Source organism: Limnoglobus roseus (assembly GCF_008254045.1).
Lineage (GTDB): Bacteria > Planctomycetota > Planctomycetia > Gemmatales > Gemmataceae > Limnoglobus > Limnoglobus roseus.
In genome coordinates, this window is the sequence record NZ_CP042425.1 from 2,384,316 (window position 1) to 2,401,092 (window position 16,777).

12 protein-coding genes are annotated in these 16,777 nt (G+C 67.6%); 2 read left to right on the forward strand and 10 right to left on the reverse strand.

Annotation, left to right across the window (positions count from 1 at the left end; all coding sequences use genetic code 11):
* Positions 1-4: 4 nt before the first annotated feature.
* The 9 genes from PX52LOC_RS09910 to PX52LOC_RS09950 form a co-directional block, all read right to left on the reverse strand.
* Positions 5-937 carry an AAA family ATPase gene (locus PX52LOC_RS09910; RefSeq protein WP_246173682.1) on the reverse strand — a complete coding sequence of 311 codons (933 nt, stop codon included), beginning with the start codon at positions 935-937 and terminating at the stop codon, positions 5-7.
* A 45-nt stretch (positions 938-982) separates the two neighbouring features.
* Positions 983-3,322 carry a transglutaminase-like domain-containing protein gene (locus tag PX52LOC_RS09915; RefSeq protein WP_149109949.1) on the reverse strand — a complete coding sequence of 780 codons (2,340 nt, stop codon included), beginning with the start codon at positions 3,320-3,322 and terminating at the stop codon, positions 983-985.
* Positions 3,312-4,580 carry a DUF58 domain-containing protein gene (locus tag PX52LOC_RS09920; protein WP_149109950.1) on the reverse strand — a complete coding sequence of 423 codons (1,269 nt, stop codon included), beginning with the start codon at positions 4,578-4,580 and terminating at the stop codon, positions 3,312-3,314. The genes PX52LOC_RS09915 and PX52LOC_RS09920 overlap by 11 nt, the downstream gene beginning before the upstream one ends.
* Before the next feature lie 26 nt (positions 4,581-4,606).
* Complete coding sequence (locus tag PX52LOC_RS09925; protein ID WP_149109951.1) at positions 4,607-5,437, reverse strand: hypothetical protein; 831 nt, start codon at positions 5,435-5,437, stop codon at positions 4,607-4,609.
* Between the two features lies 1 nt (position 5,438).
* A complete protein-coding gene (locus PX52LOC_RS09930) occupies positions 5,439-6,866 on the reverse strand; it encodes a YncE family protein (protein WP_178132545.1) in 1,428 nt (475 codons plus the stop codon).
* Positions 6,867-6,877: 11 nt separating this feature from the next.
* On the reverse strand, positions 6,878-8,278 hold the full coding sequence (locus PX52LOC_RS09935) for an outer membrane protein assembly factor BamB family protein (RefSeq protein WP_149109952.1): 1,401 nt from the start codon (positions 8,276-8,278) through the stop codon (positions 6,878-6,880).
* A gap of 23 nt (positions 8,279-8,301) precedes the next feature.
* Positions 8,302-9,393, reverse strand: coding sequence for a DUF1559 family PulG-like putative transporter (locus PX52LOC_RS09940; RefSeq protein ID WP_149109953.1), 1,092 nt, complete (start codon positions 9,391-9,393; stop codon positions 8,302-8,304).
* A gap of 1,073 nt (positions 9,394-10,466) precedes the next feature.
* On the reverse strand, positions 10,467-10,859 hold the full coding sequence (locus PX52LOC_RS09945) for a response regulator (RefSeq protein WP_168218899.1): 393 nt from the start codon (positions 10,857-10,859) through the stop codon (positions 10,467-10,469).
* A 190-nt stretch (positions 10,860-11,049) separates the two neighbouring features.
* Complete coding sequence (locus tag PX52LOC_RS09950; protein ID WP_149109955.1) at positions 11,050-11,904, reverse strand: ThuA domain-containing protein; 855 nt, start codon at positions 11,902-11,904, stop codon at positions 11,050-11,052.
* 159 nt (positions 11,905-12,063) lie between these two features.
* On the opposite strand from PX52LOC_RS09950, the gene PX52LOC_RS09955 reads away from it, so the two are divergent.
* A complete protein-coding gene (locus PX52LOC_RS09955) occupies positions 12,064-15,174 on the forward strand; it encodes a DUF7133 domain-containing protein (protein WP_149109956.1) in 3,111 nt (1,036 codons plus the stop codon).
* Between the two features lie 138 nt (positions 15,175-15,312).
* On the opposite strand, the gene PX52LOC_RS09960 is transcribed toward PX52LOC_RS09955, so the two are convergent.
* The gene (locus PX52LOC_RS09960) at positions 15,313-15,693 is read right to left on the reverse strand and encodes a winged helix-turn-helix transcriptional regulator (protein WP_149109957.1); all 381 of its coding nucleotides are present in this window, start codon (positions 15,691-15,693) and stop codon (positions 15,313-15,315) included.
* 103 nt (positions 15,694-15,796) lie between these two features.
* Between PX52LOC_RS09960 and PX52LOC_RS09965 the strand changes: the two genes are divergently transcribed.
* Positions 15,797-16,558 carry an SDR family oxidoreductase gene (locus PX52LOC_RS09965; protein WP_149109958.1) on the forward strand — a complete coding sequence of 254 codons (762 nt, stop codon included), beginning with the start codon at positions 15,797-15,799 and terminating at the stop codon, positions 16,556-16,558.
* Positions 16,559-16,777 lie beyond the last annotated feature (219 nt).

A 16,777-nucleotide genomic window follows, 5' to 3' on the forward strand; every position in this document is an offset into this window, starting at 1 on the left:
GCGGTCAGACCGGCACGGACACCGCTTCGAGTAGGTGGTGGATGACGCCCCCGGCGGCGTCCGGGGCGAGGCCGAGGCGGACGCCGAGGACCGGGGCCGCGACGTCTTGCACGTCGTCGGGGGTGACGAACGGGCGGTCCTTCAGGAACGCCCACGCCTGGGCCACCCGCTGCCAGATGAGCAGCCCACGCGGACTCAGCCCGAGCGTCACCTTCGGGTGCGACCGGGTCGCCCGCCCCAGATCGACCAGATAGGCCCGCACGTTCGGCTGCACGGCGACCCGCGCCACCTGTGCCTGCAACGCCGCGAGTTCGCCCTCGGTCAGGCTCGGGTCGCTGCCCGGCTCGCCGGTCACGTCGCCGATCGCGGCGGCGAGGAGGTCGAGTTCGTCGCCCCGGTCGGGGTAGCCGACCGACAGCTTCATGGCGAAGCGGTCGAGTTGGGCTTCCGGCAGCGGGTAGGTGCCGTGGTGTTCGACCGGGTTCTGGGTGGCGATGACGAAGAACGTCGGGGCCAGGGTGCGGCGGACGTTGTCCACCGTCGCCTGCCGCTCGGCCATCGCCTCCAGCAAGGCCGACTGGGTGCGGGGCGTAGTCCGGTTGATCTCGTCAGCCAGCAGCACGTCGGCGAACACGGGGCCGGGCTGGAACTCGAACTCGCGGGTCTTCTGGTTGAAGATCGAGAACCCGGTGATGTCGCCGGGCAGCAGGTCCGGGGTACACTGGACGCGGGCGAACGTGCCACCGACCGCCCCGGCCACCGCTTTGGCCAGCGTCGTCTTCCCCAGGCCGGGCAAGTCTTCGAGCAGGAGATGTCCGCGAGCCAGCAGGCAGGCGATCACCTGTTCCACCACCCGACCCTTACCCCGCAACGCCCGGTTCAAGGCGGCACGCAGCCGGTCGATCTGCCCCGTGCCGGGGACGGCACCGGCGGACATTTTGCATTCCATCGTCTCCACCACAGTTACGCTCCCATCGTGGCGTTAAGAAGGACTGAGTTGTTGCCAACGCCATAGGGTCCAGCCCTCGAGGACGCGGCGGCAAACGACCACCGCGTCGGCCTCGTCCCAGGGCGGCGATACCTCCGGGGCGTAAGCCGCCCACTCGGACATGCGGATCAGGCGGTCAAGGTCGGGGTCATGCTCCGAGGCATCGGAGCGAACACCTCGCAGCCAGGAACACGCTGTCTGACGAGGGCCGCGTGGTCGGCCCGCCCACCGGCCCCGGCGTTCGAGCAGCCGCACGGCTCGGCGGACCTGTTCCCGCCACGTCTTCCCCGGCCACAATCGCCAGACGCCGACTGCTGCGGCGTCGAGGACGGCCCGGCGGCGGCCCCAGGCGACGACCAAGGCGGCGACGGTGACGAACAGTTCGATCGCGTGCCGCCCCGCCCACGCCGCGACCGCGACGAGTGCCTGGAGGATGCGTTCGGAGAGCGGCAGCTTCGGCCCCAGCACCGCGTAACCGGGCGTCGGCTCGACCACCATCCAGTGGCCGTCCTGAAGCCGCACCTCGGCCCAGGTGTGGAGGTCGGTCGTCCGCACCGGCGTGTGGGCCGTCTGCTGGTCGTAGGCGTCCGGTGCGGCGTAGTAGCCCAGGCACACCCGCGTCGGGTAGTCGAGCGAGCGGAGCAGGAGCGCGGCGGCGGTGGCGAACAGGTAGTCCGGGCCGCCACGGGATTCGGTCAGGAACCACAGCACCGGGGCGGGATGGTCGGGCGGGGTGGCGGCTGTGGGGTCGAACGTGTACCCGGTGCGGAGCTTCGTGACGACGGCCTCGATCTGCTGCCAACCCCGATCCCGGTCGCCGGCCCACTCGCGGGCCAGGCGGTCGATCTCGGGGCGGATCGCATCCTGCATCTCGCAGAGATCCGGGGCCGTTACGCCAGCGGCTCCCGCCCGGACGAATGCTGCGTCTGGCAGCCGGGCCGGGTCGAGCGTGTGGCAGTCGGTGGTGACAATCACCCCCGGCGGCGTGCGTTTTCTGCCGGCCAAAGCGAGGACACCGTCGTGGTCCCATTCGTAGTAGTCCGGCTTGTCTACCTTGTTGATGCGGAACCGGGTGAGCATGGCCGGCGTCGGGACGAGGTTGTCCGCCATGTCCGCCGCCTTGAGCCGGTGCCGTTCGTCCTCCCGATACCAGTTCGCGGACGACTTGAATTGGCCGAGCCGCATCCAGTCGCCGCCTTCGGCTTCGATGGATCTGCTGCTCGGCTTGCGGGCCTCGATCAACCGCTTACCGATCGCATCGTAACCGCCGTAGGCGACCAGCCGGACGTGCAGCGGCGTCCGCCCATCGACCTCGAACAGCCCACGGGCCGCGCGACTGTCGGGCTTCTTGTCCCCCTTCGGCCCCGTGCGGCTGGTGTCGAAGTCCCGGTTGGGGCGGCGGTTGTCCGGCGGCTTGCCGTCCGACTGGATCACCTCCGCGAACCCGCCCGCCACCATTCGTTCTTGGTCCGCCGGCGGCTTGTGCGGCGGGCCGTAGGTGTCACTGACCACGTCAACGAGGGACCGGTCGGTGTCCTCGATCATCTTCTCCGTCTCGACCATTCCCGCCGCCTTCGCGTCGTCGCCTGGCGTCTCTTCCGGGCCGTCGCCGACGCCGTACCGCGCGAACGGGTCCGTCTCCCCGGTCCCGCCGGACGTGGGTATCAGTTCCACGAGGGCTAACGCCGCCCGCTTCGGCCCGACCAGGGCCAAGGCCAGCCCACCCCCGACCGCAAACAGGAGTAGGAGCAGCCCGACCCACGGGAGGCGTTGCCGCTCCGGTAGCTCTTCGACGGCGACGGCCCGCTCCGGGGCGACGCACACGGCCCTCAATCCGGTCCAGTACACCAGCATGAGCCAGATGCTGCCGGTGGCCGTGTACAGTCCCAGGATCACCATGACCGCCGGGTGGCCGGTCATGACGGCGGCGAACAGTGTGAGGAATAGGCTGACGACGCACGCCAGCCGCAGGCACGCGAACCACCCGCCGCACGCCGCCAGCCCCAGCCCGACGTTCCGCAGCCCGAACACCATCTGGAGTTCGAGCGGGTCGCCGTCGCCGGTCCAACTTCGCCGCAGCGGTTCGACCGCGAACGGTGCCGCTGCCAGTCCGAGTGTGAGCGGGAACACCCACTTCGGCGGGTTCCGGTGCGAGTCCGCCGGCACGGGAACGAACAGATTCACGACGAGGGCGAGGGTGACCCACCCCGCCGCCAGCCCCAGGCTCGCGGCCACGGCCCGCGTGTCGATGGCGGCGACCTCGACCGCCGCAGCCGACAGCGCGAGCAGCACGAACGTGACCCGCCGCACCAGCCGGGACATCTCAGGAGCCATGTCGTGCCTCCCGCCAGCCGCCCTTGAGCAGGGCCGGGATCGCGTCGGCCGAGTCGATGAGCAGCCACGGCGTCGGGCAATGACCGCAGGAGGCGACGTTGACCGAGTCGGCGAACGCCCCGGCCTTCAGCACTACCCACCGCTGGTCTTCGGCCTCGCACGCCCCGCAGCCGCCGTGGGCGTGCGTGTGGTCGGTGGTGACGATCACTTGCAGGCCGTCGCGGAAGCCTTTGCATTTCGGACAGGCCAGCACGTCGGCGAGCGGCTGAGGGGTGTCGCTGGGGAGGGCGGCCAGGGCGTCGAGAATCGTGTGCAACTGGCTCTGGCCGGACGCCGGGGGAATGTCGTGTCCGCCCCACGACAGGCCGACCTGCGCGCCGTCCGCGAGCCACCCCTTCGCGAAGCTGGCGGCGACGCGGATCGCCCACTCGCGGGACGAGTCCGGGCCGGTGCCGGCGTGGACGCACGGGTCGGCGTCGAGAACCAGCTGGATCACCGGGCGGGAGTTCGATTCGAGTTCGCACACGACGAGCCGGTCGTGCCGGGCCGACTGCCCCCAGTGGATGCGGCGGGGCGAGTCCCCCCGGCGGTAGGGCCGGACGCCTAGCACGTCACCGTTCGTACCGACCTTGCTGCGGGACACGTTCCCCTCGACCTGACGGTCGCCGCCCACCGGCGGGATCGGCCCGACCGGGTACGTGCGGGGCCAAACGACCAACGGCCCCTCGATCGTCAGTGCGCGGCTGTTCTCCCACAGGCCGAACGGGAACCCGGTGGAGAGCCGTGGCGTGACGAGCGGGTAGACGCCTCGGCACGACAGTGTTAAGGTCCATCGGCACAGGGCGGTTCGCCGTCGCGGGGCAGTCGAGACTCCGGCGACCGGGTCAGACGAGCCGCCGAACCCTGCCTTCACCGCCAGCCCCCATGCGGCCCACGGCAGGCGGTTGCGGAGCGTCAACCGGACTTCGACGGCGTCGCCCTCCGAGGCCCGCGAGCGGTCGAAGGCGACGGCCCCGGCCAGCCCCCGCACCGACAGCCACGGCCAGATCACGCCGAGGGCGACCACGGCCAGAACGCCGCCGCCCAGGACGAACCCCTGGGCGTGCAGGAACAACCCGCACAGGAGCGATACGGCACCCGCCAGCAACAGGACGCCGAGCGGGTGACAGATCCAACCGCGAACCCGCGCACTGAACCGGGGCGAGAAGTCGTAGGTGGCGACGGCGCGGAGCCGGTCGCCGATCAGAACTGCCGGCATTGGGTTCACTCCCTTCACCTGCTGGGTCACTTCTGGACGTACTCTTCCGGCACGCGGATCGTCCCCGGCCTGTCCTTCGCCTGCTTCACGAATTCGTCCACGCACGGCGGGCAGCAGAACGTGTACGTTTTCCCGCCGACGACCCAGGAGCAGTCCTGGTGGGCCTTCGTACCCGTTATCGGGCAGAGCAGGTCGCCGGCACTCGGGTGCGCGTCGTGCTTGGCCCGAAACCCTTTGAACTTCTCCGACGCCGTCCGCCGCCCGTTCGCCACGATGTCGGCGGCGGTGTAATCCCCGCCGGACGTCAGGTACAGCCGCCGCTCCTCGTCGTCGGCGACTTTGGCCGGCATCTCGGCGGCGTGGTCGGCGGCACCCACGGAGGCGGTGAACCGGAACCGCTTCCCCTCCACGCTCAAGTTCGGAACGGTCACTTCGAGCGGTCGGGCCACGACCGCTCCCGGCACCGCCGTGACGAACCGGGACGTTGTCCCCGGCGGATCGCCCGGCTGCGGGGACGGGGCGAGCATGACTTCGACCGCCGCCGGGTCACCCGACCCTTTGAGCAGAGCGGGCAGCGGCTCGCCCGCGACGGCTTGCACGCGGCCCTCGTCGGCCCCGAGGACGAACAGGTGGAGCTTCCCATCAGTCGCCAGCACCACCTCGGCGTGGTACTCGTCGTTGCCGAGCGAGACGATGCGGCTGTGAACGCTCGGCCCCCGGTCGGCGGCGGCATGGGCGTGGTTGTGCGGCCTGGGGACGGGCCGTCCCTTCTGGGCTTGGTACGCCAGCACCCCGACCGCCCCCACGATGGTGAGAACGCCGACCGCCGTGACGACACCGCCCCGATCAACGGCCATGTCAGTCCTCCGTCTCGCGGCTGCCGCAGGCGACGATGGCCGTGGGGGTGCCGCCGACGTGGAACGTGGCCAACACGTCGAGCGTCTTGAGCGACAGCACGCAGACGGTGCCGTCGCCGGGGTTGGTGAAGAACCCGAACCGCCTGTCCGCGTCGAACGCCAGGTCGTGGTGGCCGTAGTGACCGTCCACCGCACTCTTGCCGGCCTTCAGGGCCTTGACCGCCTTTGCGTCCGAGAAGTCGCCGTCGCCGTTCGGGTCGAGGGCAACGACCTCCAGGGCGTCGTCCGCTTCCGCATCCTTCACGCGGTCGTGGAAGACGAACGCATACGCCTTCCCGTCCGCCGTGGCCGCGACGACCGGGGTGACGGCCTGCGTCCCCTTCTTCACCTTGAGCGGGACGAAAACCGGCTTCGGTTCGGCGTCCTTCGCGTTCACCAGCACCAGGGCCGAATTCGCGTCCTTGCCGGTGACGAAGACGACGTGGTGGCCGTGGCTGGCGAACGCCCCGGTGCGGCGTGGCTTGTCGCCGTCCTTGCCGAGCGGGATGTGCCGGACCTTCACCTGATCCGCCTTGAGCTTCGCGCCGGTGTCGGCCTCGACCCAGCAGACACCGTCCGAGGGTGCGAAGAACACCTTGCCCGAGTTCGCGATCGCCCCGTGGATGCCGCCGGTGGGCAGGTGGAACGAGTACGCCGGCTCGTTTTTGACGCCTGCCTCGACCGGGGTGACATCGACGCGGCCTTTGTTCGGCCCACCGCCGTCGATCCAGCCGCCGTACCCGACCGTGTCGCCCACCACGGCCAGGGTGATGTGACCGCCGCCGCCGGCGACGAACCGGGGCGTGTCCTTGTCGGACCCGTCGTACTTGGCCGGGTCGATCCGGGTGTAGCCGTTGAGTTTGTCGTTGGCGAGGAAGAACCGCCCGTCGTACTGGTACAGATGGGCCGGGTTGCCCTGCTTCGTGTCGAGCCGGCTGTCGGCGACGGCGGGCTTCTTCTTGAACGTCCAGTGGCCGTGGTCGCCGTGGTCGATGTACCCGACGCCCGACCGCACCAGCACCCAGCCGCTCTCGAAAGTGCCGTCCGCGTCGTCGCGGACGCCGGCGCACACCAGCCCGCCGCTCTCCTCCATCTGGACGAGCTTCTGCTTCGCCGCGTCAAGTGCCTTGAACCCGTCCACGGCGGCGAGCGGGTCGAGGGTGAACTCGGCCTTCTCGCCGACCCGCACGTCGGCCCACTTCAGCGAACTGGTCTTCAAGTCCTGAATGAACAGCCGAGCGAACGGGCGGGGTGCCTTCCCCTTTTTTGATTTCTCGTCCGGGGGCTTCACGTCCGGCCCGCCCGCATTCGACCCGTCGCACGCGGTCATCCCGGCGAGCAGAGCTGCCGCCAGTACGAGCCAGAAGGTGCGGTTCACGAGCTTCGTCACGGTGTTGTTCCTCACGGGCGTTTGGTGGGAATGGTGTCGCGGACGCAGATGAGTTCGGTGCCGGTACGGACGAAGAACGTGCCGTCCACCGCCGCCACGCCGTAGACCACGTCGCCGACCGCCGAGTAGCGAGTGGCTTCGAGTTCTGCCTTCGGCAGCGGCGGGCCACCGCCCGGTCCCTTGCCCTCGGGCGGCTTGGGCAGGGTCGAGGCGGCTTTCTCTTTGGCCTCATCCTGTCGCTTGCCGAAGTCGGCGGCGGACCAGAAGCGGTTCGACGCCACCTTCTCGAATTCCGACCCGGCCAGGAGGACGGTGGTGACGCCGTCCTTGCCGAAGAAGAAGACGTGGTCGCCGGCCCCGACCGGCGTGGCCCAGCACGGGTTGTCGAGCCGCTCGGCGTAATGCTCCGCGCCGGTCTTCAGATCGACGCAGTGGACGAGGCCGGTCTTGGTGACGAAGTAGGCGTGGCCCTTGTGGACGAGCGGGCTGGCGTGGTGGCTGATCGCCTTCTTCCCGTCCCACACCGGCTCGAACGAGGTCTTGTCGCCCTTCACGACCAGCCGCAGGCAGCAGTTCGACTTGGCGGACGCGGCGAGGTCCGGCTCCGTCCGGTTCTCGCCGGCCCCGAGGACGACGAGGTCGCCGACCACGGCCGGGGACGGGATGGTGTTCCCGACCAAGTCGCTGAGAGAGACTAGCTCCTTGCCCGTGGTCGCGTCGTAGGCGGTCAGAGAGCCGCTGCTGCTGACGAGGACGGCGGGCTTGCCGTCGATCTTCGTGACGACCGGGGATGTCCACGACACCCGGCTGGGGCGGTCGGCCTTCCACACGTTCTTGCCGGTCGCCTTGTCCAGGGCGACGAGGTACGACGGGCCGAGGTCGTCGATCAGGACCACGACGGCCTTATCAGTCTGGGCCGGGGAACTGCCGACCCCGTGGTTGTTCTTGAACGCTCCGTACTCTTTCGACAACGACCGCTCCCACCGGACCTCGCCGGCGTGGGACAGGGCGACCACGTCGCCGGACTCGAAGAAGGCGTACACTGCGTCGGCGTCCACCACCGGCGTCGGCGCGGCCCGGCTCATCATCGGGTTGTTCTTGCCCTTCTGGGTGGCGGCGAATTCCTTCGTCCACGCCGCCTTTCCGGTCTTCGCGTCCACGGCGACCACGAGCAACTTCTCCTTCTCGGCCCCGTCGATGGCGGTGACGAACACGAGGTCTTCCCACACCACCGGCGACGACTGGCCGTACCCCGGCAGCGGCGTCCGCCACGCGAGGTTTTCGGTCGGTGACCACGTCAGCGGCAGGTTCTTGGCGGTCGAGGTACTCGTCCCGTCGCCCCGGAAGCCCGGCCACACTTGCACCGGCGTCGGGTCTGCGGCCAAAAGCACGGACAGTAGGATCAGGTTCATGAGGAGGAACTCCGGTTGAGGGGTCAGTAGTCGCCGCCGTTGACGACCTCGCCGCCGGTGCGGGTGGCCATCGCACGCCAAGTGGTGACGCTGATCGAGTCGCGAAAGAAGCGGACGCTGCCGTCCGCCAGGGCCGCGTTGACGCCGCCCGCGAACGGGCTGCGGGCGGTGAACCACCCCTGGCCGTGGCCGGCCACGTCGGGCGTGGTGCTGTTCGGGGTGAGGGCGGCGGTGAACCCGTTCGTGTACGGCTGACCCCAAATCCACGACCCGCCCCGGTTGCCGGTCCAGCCGGTCGCCCCGGTCGCGTCGGTGGTGGTGAGGGGCGGGTTCAGCCCGCCCGGTGCGGTGGCGACGGGACTACGCCCGCTGCTCGCACTGGCGTACAGCCGTCGCCGTTGGTCGTTCGACAACGACGACAGCGGCGTTCCGGTCAGGCTGGCGTTCGGGCCACGCATGATGTCGGCGAACATGAGCGTGTTCGACGTGCCGTCCGAGATGTCCGTCAGTTTCACCTTCGAGCCGGACCAGAACAGACCGTCTGAAGGGAACCGCAGATCCGTCCCGTTCGACTTCTGCGGGTTGCTGGCGGCGTCGTTGGCGTCCAGCCCGCTGCCGATGTTGGCGGCGTAGTTGGTGCCGGCGTGGGGCGACCCGCCGGACATGATGGTGCAGACCGGGTCTTGCCCGTCCGCCGGGTTGAGGAACGTCTTGACCGGGGTGGCGGCGGTCGCGGCGAGGGCCGGATTGAGCGTGCCGAACGGGGCCGCCCCGAAGAACAGTTGCTGGGTGTTCGGGGCGAACGTCTTGCACAGCGGCTCCTGCTCGATGTACGGCAGGAGGAAGGCGTGGACCGAGTACCCGTAGGACGTGACCGACGACCCGCTCGGGGCCGGCTGGTAGCCGGGCAGCCGGTCGTTCGCGCCGGCGAAGTTGTGGGCGGCGAGGCCCAGTTGCTTGAGGTTGTTCTGGTCGCTCATTCGGGCGGCAGCGTCCCGCACCTTCTGGACGGCAGGCAGTAGCAGCCCGATGAGGATTGCGATGATCGCGATCACGACGAGAAGCTCGATTAGCGTGAAGGCGTGGCGGTGCCGGTGGTGCGATCGCGGGGGCATGCTGGACCTCTCGAATAGCCGAACTTGGTTAGTAATAAAAAGTTAAACTTGTAGAAAGCTTTGTAATACCAGATGGAATTGTGACAAGTGGAAATACGAAGTAAAACCGAAATCAGTTCGGAGAGATTTCGCCAGCGGCGTTACCCGTCATGAAGACTTCAGGCAACATCCCCGGTCGGGCGTTTTGGAAATGCGATGGACCGGCGCGTTTGGCGAAAGTGCGGCTTGGGCAGTCGCGATGGTTGCGATCCGTGCGTCGCAGCGTTCCCTGCGCGTGACTTGGCGTTACGCGGAAGCCGCTGTGTCATTTCAAAGCAGGACCAACAAGAACAGCCGTTGCCGATTGAAAAATGGCCGACGAGAACACGTTCGGTCCTTTTACACAGGGTGTGAAAGAGTACCACGTCATCAACTTCGGCGAGGGGGGCCAAAGTACAACCGGCACGCCCGAGATCTGGTGCGGTCGGCGGGCAGCTTGGGCGGCAACCTGATCGACGGGACCAACGCTATCGGCCAGCGGGCCACCCGAGGTGTGGGAGAAGGTTCGCTCTGACTTCCCGGTCTGGGAGCACCACAACCGTGAACCCGTCAACCTCGAGAGTGCCGTGGACGAGTTCCTGCGCCGCCGTCGCCAGCCCGGTGCCACGGCGGGGGGACATCCCGACCGGCGACGACTCGATCCTCTCACTGGAGCAGGCCGCGCAAGGCCGAGTGCGGCCCGCAACTCGTCCCGCATCGCCCGGAACTCGGCGACGGAGTGCGGCCTCATTCGTACTGGGAAGGGGAGCAGCTAGTCGGGGGATGGGGAGTTCATCGCTTGCCTGTGCCTCATTCGGCGATGGCTTGAGCGAACCAGTGTGTTTCCGGTGGAGCATGCTACGGCGCCCGTGCTGCCGCCGGTCAACGGGCGGAGTCTGTTCACGTTCGGTCTACTGCCGCCACAGGTCACGGAGCAGGTCGGTCCGTTCGTCCGGCTTTCGATCCTCTCGCCGATCGGTCGTGGCCGCACGCATCAGGAACATCAACACGGCCTAGTAGGCCGGCCTCGTCCAGGGCCATCCAGATTTCTTCGCTTACCCCGTCCGGGTTCGACAGCACCTTGCCAATGAACCCGTCTGCCCCAGGGGCCCGCGCCCGGTGTGGGTGCCGGCGTCGTCGGTCGCTGTGAGCATGTCGATGGACATGTGCGGCGTGTTCCGGCGAATCTGCTCAAGCGTCTCGAACCCGTTCATTGTGGTCCTGTTCACGTCGAACAGGATGAGGTCGTGCCGCCGCTGCTGGACGGCGTCGACGCACTCCCGGCCGTACCTCACGGCCAGCCGGAGCTTCCAGTACTCCTCGGAGAGCTTCGGCCGGAGGGCGTCGAGGTTGCATTCCAACTCGTCGATGTGCGCCCGGACGGTGCCCTCGAGGTGCCCCGCCCGCGGCACGCCCCTTGTGGCAGGCCCACCCAAACTCGACGACAAGGGCGGGCCGATCCTCCCCAAGGATTCCGATGGGGACCGCGCCGCGGACGGCATTATGATCGACCTGCCGACGCGCAAGGTCGTGCGGACGCTCCGCACCGGCACCGACCCGGAGGAGTTTGCCGTCAGCGGCGACAGTCAGCGCACCCACGTCTCGAACGAGCATGCCGGAACTGCTAACAAAATCGTGTTACTTCTTCTCGTCGAGCATCACTTGCTTGGCGGGTTTCAGGTAGGCCGGTTCGAGCTTGCCGCAGGACCAGAGCAGGCCGCGGGCGACGAGATCCAGGTAGCGTTCGTCCGCCACGGTCTCGTTGTTGTGGCCGAGGGTGGTCGCGAAGACTTTCGCTTTGCCGTTGTAGGTGTTCGTCCAGGCGACGACGGTCTCGGCGGTCGATTCCTTGCCGTCCTTGTTCTTGGAGGTTTGCTTGCCGCGGGCCAAGGGTTGGGCGGTTTCAAGAAGCTTGCCGCTGAAGTTGTTGTAAAGTTCTTCGTTCTTCGTGTTCCAATCGGTCATCCCTTTGGTGATCGGGCTTTCCTTGTCGACGAACACGACGCCGATGGGGAGTTGGGCGCCGTGGCCGGTGCTCGCGAGGCCGGTGAACTCGAACCAGGGCGTGGTCGTCTTCGGCCAGCCCTCGGTGCGGAAGGAGTGCATGCTGCAGTGCAGCACGACGCCGGGCAGCCCTTCCTTGTGGGGCTTCAACACCCGTTCGACCGCCTTCAAGTCCTTCACGTCGGCCGAGCACTCGTCGTGCACGATCACGTCGTAGTTCTTCGCCCAATCGTCGGTTTCGTACGCGGGGTTCAGGTGCTTGGTGCCCTTGTCCGGGTCATACGCGACGCCCCATTGCACGTTGGCCCGCGCCGAGATTCCTTTGGTGAGGATGTCCTTCTGCTTGGCGTAATCGTGGCAGCAACCACCGATCACGAGAAGCGCTCGAATCGGCTTGGGTTCGTCCTCGGCCCGGCTCAAGCCGGTGAACGCGACGGCGACCACCGTGACCAACACGGGGAGTACGATTCGAAATCGGGTGGAGAGCATGGTGGGATTCCTGATGTGACGGGTTCGGGCGATTCGCCCCCGGCGATTGTACGTGCCCTCTCGTGGAAAGGATCGTACTATCGCCTTTCGTCTCCGACAAATGTTTCGTAATCTACAACTACCCACCCGCCCTTCGCGTGAAGTTTCCCGGAGTATGCCGTGCCCCTCCGTCCCGTTCGCATATTATTCGGCGTCCTCGGATTGGTCGCCGTTTGCCTGCTTTCCACCCCGGGTCCGCTCTCCGCTCAAAAGGGAAAAGCCAAGGCCACCCCCAAGGGGGGCGATCCGCTTGTCGGGGTCAAGGCCCCCGCCGGGTTCGACGTTTCCCTCTTCGCGGCCCCGCCGGACGTCTCGTACCCCACGTGCATCGCGGCGTCGCCGACCGGCGCGCTCTTCGTCGGTGTCGACCTCAACGGCTCCCTCGGCGCGAAGGCGAACAAGGGGAAGGTCGTCCGCTGCGTCGACACCGACGGCGACGGCAAGGCCGACGAGTTCAAGACGTTCTGCGAGGTGGAAAGTCCCCGCGGCCTCTGGTGGGACAACGACAAGACTCTGTACGTGCTTCACCCGCCGTTCATCACCGCCTACCACGACGACAACGGCGACGGCGTCGCCGACCGCCGGGAAGACGTCCTCACCGGCCTCGGCTTCGACCTGAAGTTCCGCGGCGCCGACCACACCACGAACGGATTCCGCTACGCGATCGACGGTTTCTTCTACATCGCGGTCGGCGACTACGGCGCGATCGAGGCGAAGGGGAAGGACGGCCGCACGCTGCAACTCCACGGCGGCGGCGTGGTGCGGATTCGACCCGACGGCACCGGCCTCGAACTCGTCGCCGGCGGCCTGCGGAACATCTACGACGTGGCCGTCAGCCCGACGCTCGACCTGTTCACCCGCGACAACACGAACGACGGCGGCGGTTGGAACGTCCGCGTTTCCCACATTCACGCCACGGGGCACTACGGGTACCCGCGGCTGTTCAAGAACTTCAACGACGAGATCATTCAACCGCTCGCGGACTACGGCGGCGGCTCGCCGTGCGGCGCGCTCTTCCTCGACGAACCCGGCTTCCCCGAGGCGTACACGAACGCGCTCCTCTTCTGCGAATGGGGCGCGGGGGCCGTCACCCGCCACCCGCTGAAGGCCGACGGATCGACGTTCAAAATCGAGGCGGACAATTCCTTCCGCTTCCCCCGCCCGACCGACCTCGACGTGGACGGCAGCGGCCGGCTGTACGTCAGCAGTTGGAAGGACGGCGGCTTCGACTTCAGCCGGCCGGACGTCGGCTTCGTGGCCCGCCTCACGCCGAAGGATTGGAAGCTCAAGCCGTTTCCCGACCTGAAGAAGCTGAGCGATGCGGAGTTGGTGAACGCGATCACGTCGCCGAGTTCGACGATGCGCGTCTACGCCCAACGCGAAATTCTGCGGCGCGGGGCGACGCCCGCGTTCCTGGCCGGCCTCGAAGCCATCGCGGCCGGCGAGAACCCGCTGCCGGCGAAGATCGCGGCGATGTGTACGTCGAAGCAACTTGTCGGAACGAAGGCGAACGACTTCCTCGTCAAACTCACCGCGAACGACACGCTCCGCGAATACGCCCTCCGCGTTCTCGCCGACGCCCCGGAAGATCGCAGCAAAGCTCCCGTCGAAGTGTTCGTGAAAGCCGTAGGCAATTCCAACCCGCGAGTGCGTGAGCAGGCCGCGATCGGCCTGGCCCGGATCGGCGACAAGGCGACCGCCCGGAACCTGCTTCCGCTGGTCGCCGACGCCGACCCGGTCGTCGCGCACCTGGCGATCAACGCCCTCGTCGCAATGAAGGCGTCGGACGTCTGCTTCGACGCGCTGGATTCCGCGGAGACGACGTTCGTGCCGGGCGCGCTGCGGGTGCTGCAAGCGATGCACGAACCGGCCGTGGTCGAGGGGTTGTTGAAGCGGTTGAACGCCTCGCCGGACGTGGCCCGCAAGCGTGGGCTGATCGTCGCGATCGCCCGCCTCTACCAGAAGGAAGCACCGTGGGACGGCAAGTGGTGGAGTACCCGCCCCGATACCGTCGGGCCGTATTACAAGATGGCATCGTGGAGCGAAAGCGAGAAGATCGGCGCGGCGCTGAAAGCGGAACTCGTGAAGGCCGACGCCGAATCGCTCAAGTGGCTGCTCCCGGAACTGATCCGCCACCGCGTCGATCTGCCCGAGGCGACGAAGGCGCTGATCGACGGCGCGATGAAGGACGCCGGCCTCCGCAAGGTGGTCGTCGAGGTGCTCGCCGCCCGCGGCACGCCGCCGGCGGACGTGGTGCCGGTCCTCACGCTCGCGGCCGCCGACCCGAAGGAAGCGCCGGCCCTCCGCGCCGCCGCGGCCCGCGGCCTGGCGAAGATTCCCGCCGCCCGCGCCGCCCTGTTGAACGTGCTCACCGGCGACAAACTGCCGAGCGAACTCGAAACGGTCTGGCTCGAATACGCCCGCGACGGCAAGCGATCCGGCGAGGTGGCGTTCTATGCGAAGCTGGTCGAAGACGTCTCGCCCGCTAAGCGGGAACTCGCCTACGGGGTGCTCGCCGGCATCGCCGACCGCAACCTCGGCGACGCCAAGGCGAAGAAGGCCGCGGAAGCGGTCGTGGCCGCCGGGTGGGCGAAGGCCGAGACCGCACAGCCGCTGCTCCGCGCGATCGCCCGCCTCGGGCTGACGAGCTTCGCCCCGCAGCTCCGCAAGCTCGCCGCCGGAAGGGATGCAACGCTGGCAACCGCGGCGAAGGACGCCGCCCGGGCGATGAAGCTCGACCTGACCGCGGCCAGCAAGCCGACCATCGGGACACTGAAGTACGAGGACGTGATGGCCGCCGCCGAGAAGGAGCCGGGCACGGCGGAACTGGGGGCCAAGCTGTTCGGCCGTATCGGCTGCGCGAACTGCCACACCGTCGCCGCGAACGAGCCCCTGAAGGGGCCGATGCTCGCCGACGTGCGGAAGAAGTACAGCCGCGCGGAGGTGCTCGAATCGATTCTGAAGCCGAGCGCGAAGCTCGCCCAGGGGTTCGAGACGTTCATCTTCGACACGCTCGACGGCAAGTCGATCACCGGATTCATCGTCAAGGAAGGCGGGCAGGAGGTCGAGGTCCGCGACGGCACGGGAGCGAGTATCGTCATCAAGAAGGCCGACCTGGACGGCCGCAAGGCGAGCAAGCTCTCGACCATGCCGGAGAAGCTGGTGGACGACCTGACGGTGGCCGAGCTGGCCTCGGTCGTGGCGTACCTGGAATCGCTGAAGGGGCCGTGAGGCCGGCATTCCTTGCCGTCGGTCGGCAACGGGACTCCCCACCCGCCGCTGCGCGGCGACCTTCCCCCATTGGCAGTTCATCGACGCGGGGGACGCGGTGACGAAGCCGCTGGTCGAGTTCCTGAAGCGGCAGTTCGTTTAGCCCGAATGCTTCTTGCTGAACGCCTTCCGAGAGGCTTCGACTTTCGCGTGGTTCTTCTCCGCCCACTTCCACACGCCGCAGAATGCCGCCCCCAAGCTCCTGCCGAGTGGGGTGAGGGCGTAATCGACGTGCGGCGGTATGACGGGATGGACGGTTCGAGTGACCAGACCGTCGGCTTCCATCTGCCGGACGGTCTTCGTGAGCATCTTCTGGCTCACGCCCTCGACAAACTCGGCCAACCGGGTGAAGCGGAGGGTGCCGTGCTCCTCCAAGGCCCCGAGCACGAGCATGGTCCACTTGTCCGCCACCCGAGCGATCACCTCGCGGACGAGGGCGTCCACGGCAGGCGCGGGGATGCAGGTCTTTTCTTTCCGCATAAGTCACTCTCCGTCGGGTCAGTATAGCACCTCAAAGTGCCTTCTTCCCCGTGGGAACTGGCGGGCGTAGCATGTCGGAGACACATCCTACGGAGGTTTTGCGATGGACATGAAAGGCAACACGATCCTCATCACCGGCGGCGGCTCCGGCATCGGCCGCGGGCTCGCCGAGGCGTTCCACAAGCTCGGCAACCAGGTCATCATCTCGGGCCGGCGGAAGGACGTGCTGGATCAGGTGACGGCCGCCAATCCGGGCATGAAGTCACTCCCCTTCGACATCGAAGACGCTACGGGCGTGAAGACGTTTGCTGAAAAGGTGATCGCCGACTTCCCGAAGCTGAACGCGGTCGTTCACAACGCCGGGATCGCCCGGATGGAGAATCTGAAGGAGCAGAAGGACGTCAGCGACGCCGAGGCGATGGTCGCCACGAACGTCCTTGGGCCGATCCGGCTGAACTCCGCGTTGCTACCCCACTTGCTGAAGCAGCCGAAGGCGACGGTCATCACCGTGTCGTCGGGGCTGGCGTTCGTGCCCTTGGCCGCCGGACCCACCTATTCGGCGACAAAGGCGTTCCTGCACTCGTACACCCAGTCCTTGCGCCACCAACTCCAGGGCACGAAGGTGCAGGTGATCGAACTCCCGCCCCCTTACGTCCAGACGGAACTCGCTGGCCCTCAGCAGGCGACCGACCCTCGTGCCGTGCCGCTGGCCGTCTTCATCGCCGGGGTGATGGACATCCTGACCAAGAAGCCGGATGCGACGGAAGCGGTCGTCAAGGAGTGCGAGGCGTTCCGGAACGCAATCAATGGTGAGGGCTTCGACAAGGCGTTCACGGCGGTGAACTCGATGTTCGACGCGCATTGATGGGTGATTCTGCCAACTCTGCGAACCCCTTGGCGATGTCCTCTGACGGCGGGCGGGCGAGTTCGCTCACCACCCGCCCGTCCTTCATGAATACCAGCGTGGGCCATAGCTTCACCCGGAATGATCGCCCGAACGGCTTGCCCTTTCCGTTCTCGACCTTGATGTGCTGGACGTTCGGGTGACTTGCCGACACGGCGCGACGCCACTACTCGACGCCCA

Bases quoted from the DNA above. Each gene is read 5' to 3' on its own strand.
- PX52LOC_RS09910 (WP_246173682.1), bottom strand. From the start codon at position 937: ATGTCCGCCGGTGCCGTCCCCGGCACGGGGCAGATCGACCGGCTGCGT.
- PX52LOC_RS09915 (WP_149109949.1), bottom strand. From the start codon at position 3,322: ATGGCTCCTGAGATGTCCCGGCTGGTGCGGCGGGTCACGTTCGTGCTG.
- PX52LOC_RS09920 (WP_149109950.1), bottom strand. From the start codon at position 4,580: ATGCCGGCAGTTCTGATCGGCGACCGGCTCCGCGCCGTCGCCACCTAC.
- PX52LOC_RS09925 (WP_149109951.1), bottom strand. From the start codon at position 5,437: ATGGCCGTTGATCGGGGCGGTGTCGTCACGGCGGTCGGCGTTCTCACC.
- PX52LOC_RS09935 (WP_149109952.1), bottom strand. From the start codon at position 8,278: ATGAACCTGATCCTACTGTCCGTGCTTTTGGCCGCAGACCCGACGCCG.
- PX52LOC_RS09940 (WP_149109953.1), bottom strand. From the start codon at position 9,393: ATGCCCCCGCGATCGCACCACCGGCACCGCCACGCCTTCACGCTAATC.
- PX52LOC_RS09950 (WP_149109955.1), bottom strand. From the start codon at position 11,904: ATGCTCTCCACCCGATTTCGAATCGTACTCCCCGTGTTGGTCACGGTG.
- PX52LOC_RS09960 (WP_149109957.1), bottom strand. From the start codon at position 15,693: ATGCGGAAAGAAAAGACCTGCATCCCCGCGCCTGCCGTGGACGCCCTC.
- PX52LOC_RS09965 (WP_149109958.1), top strand. From the start codon at position 15,797: ATGGACATGAAAGGCAACACGATCCTCATCACCGGCGGCGGCTCCGGC.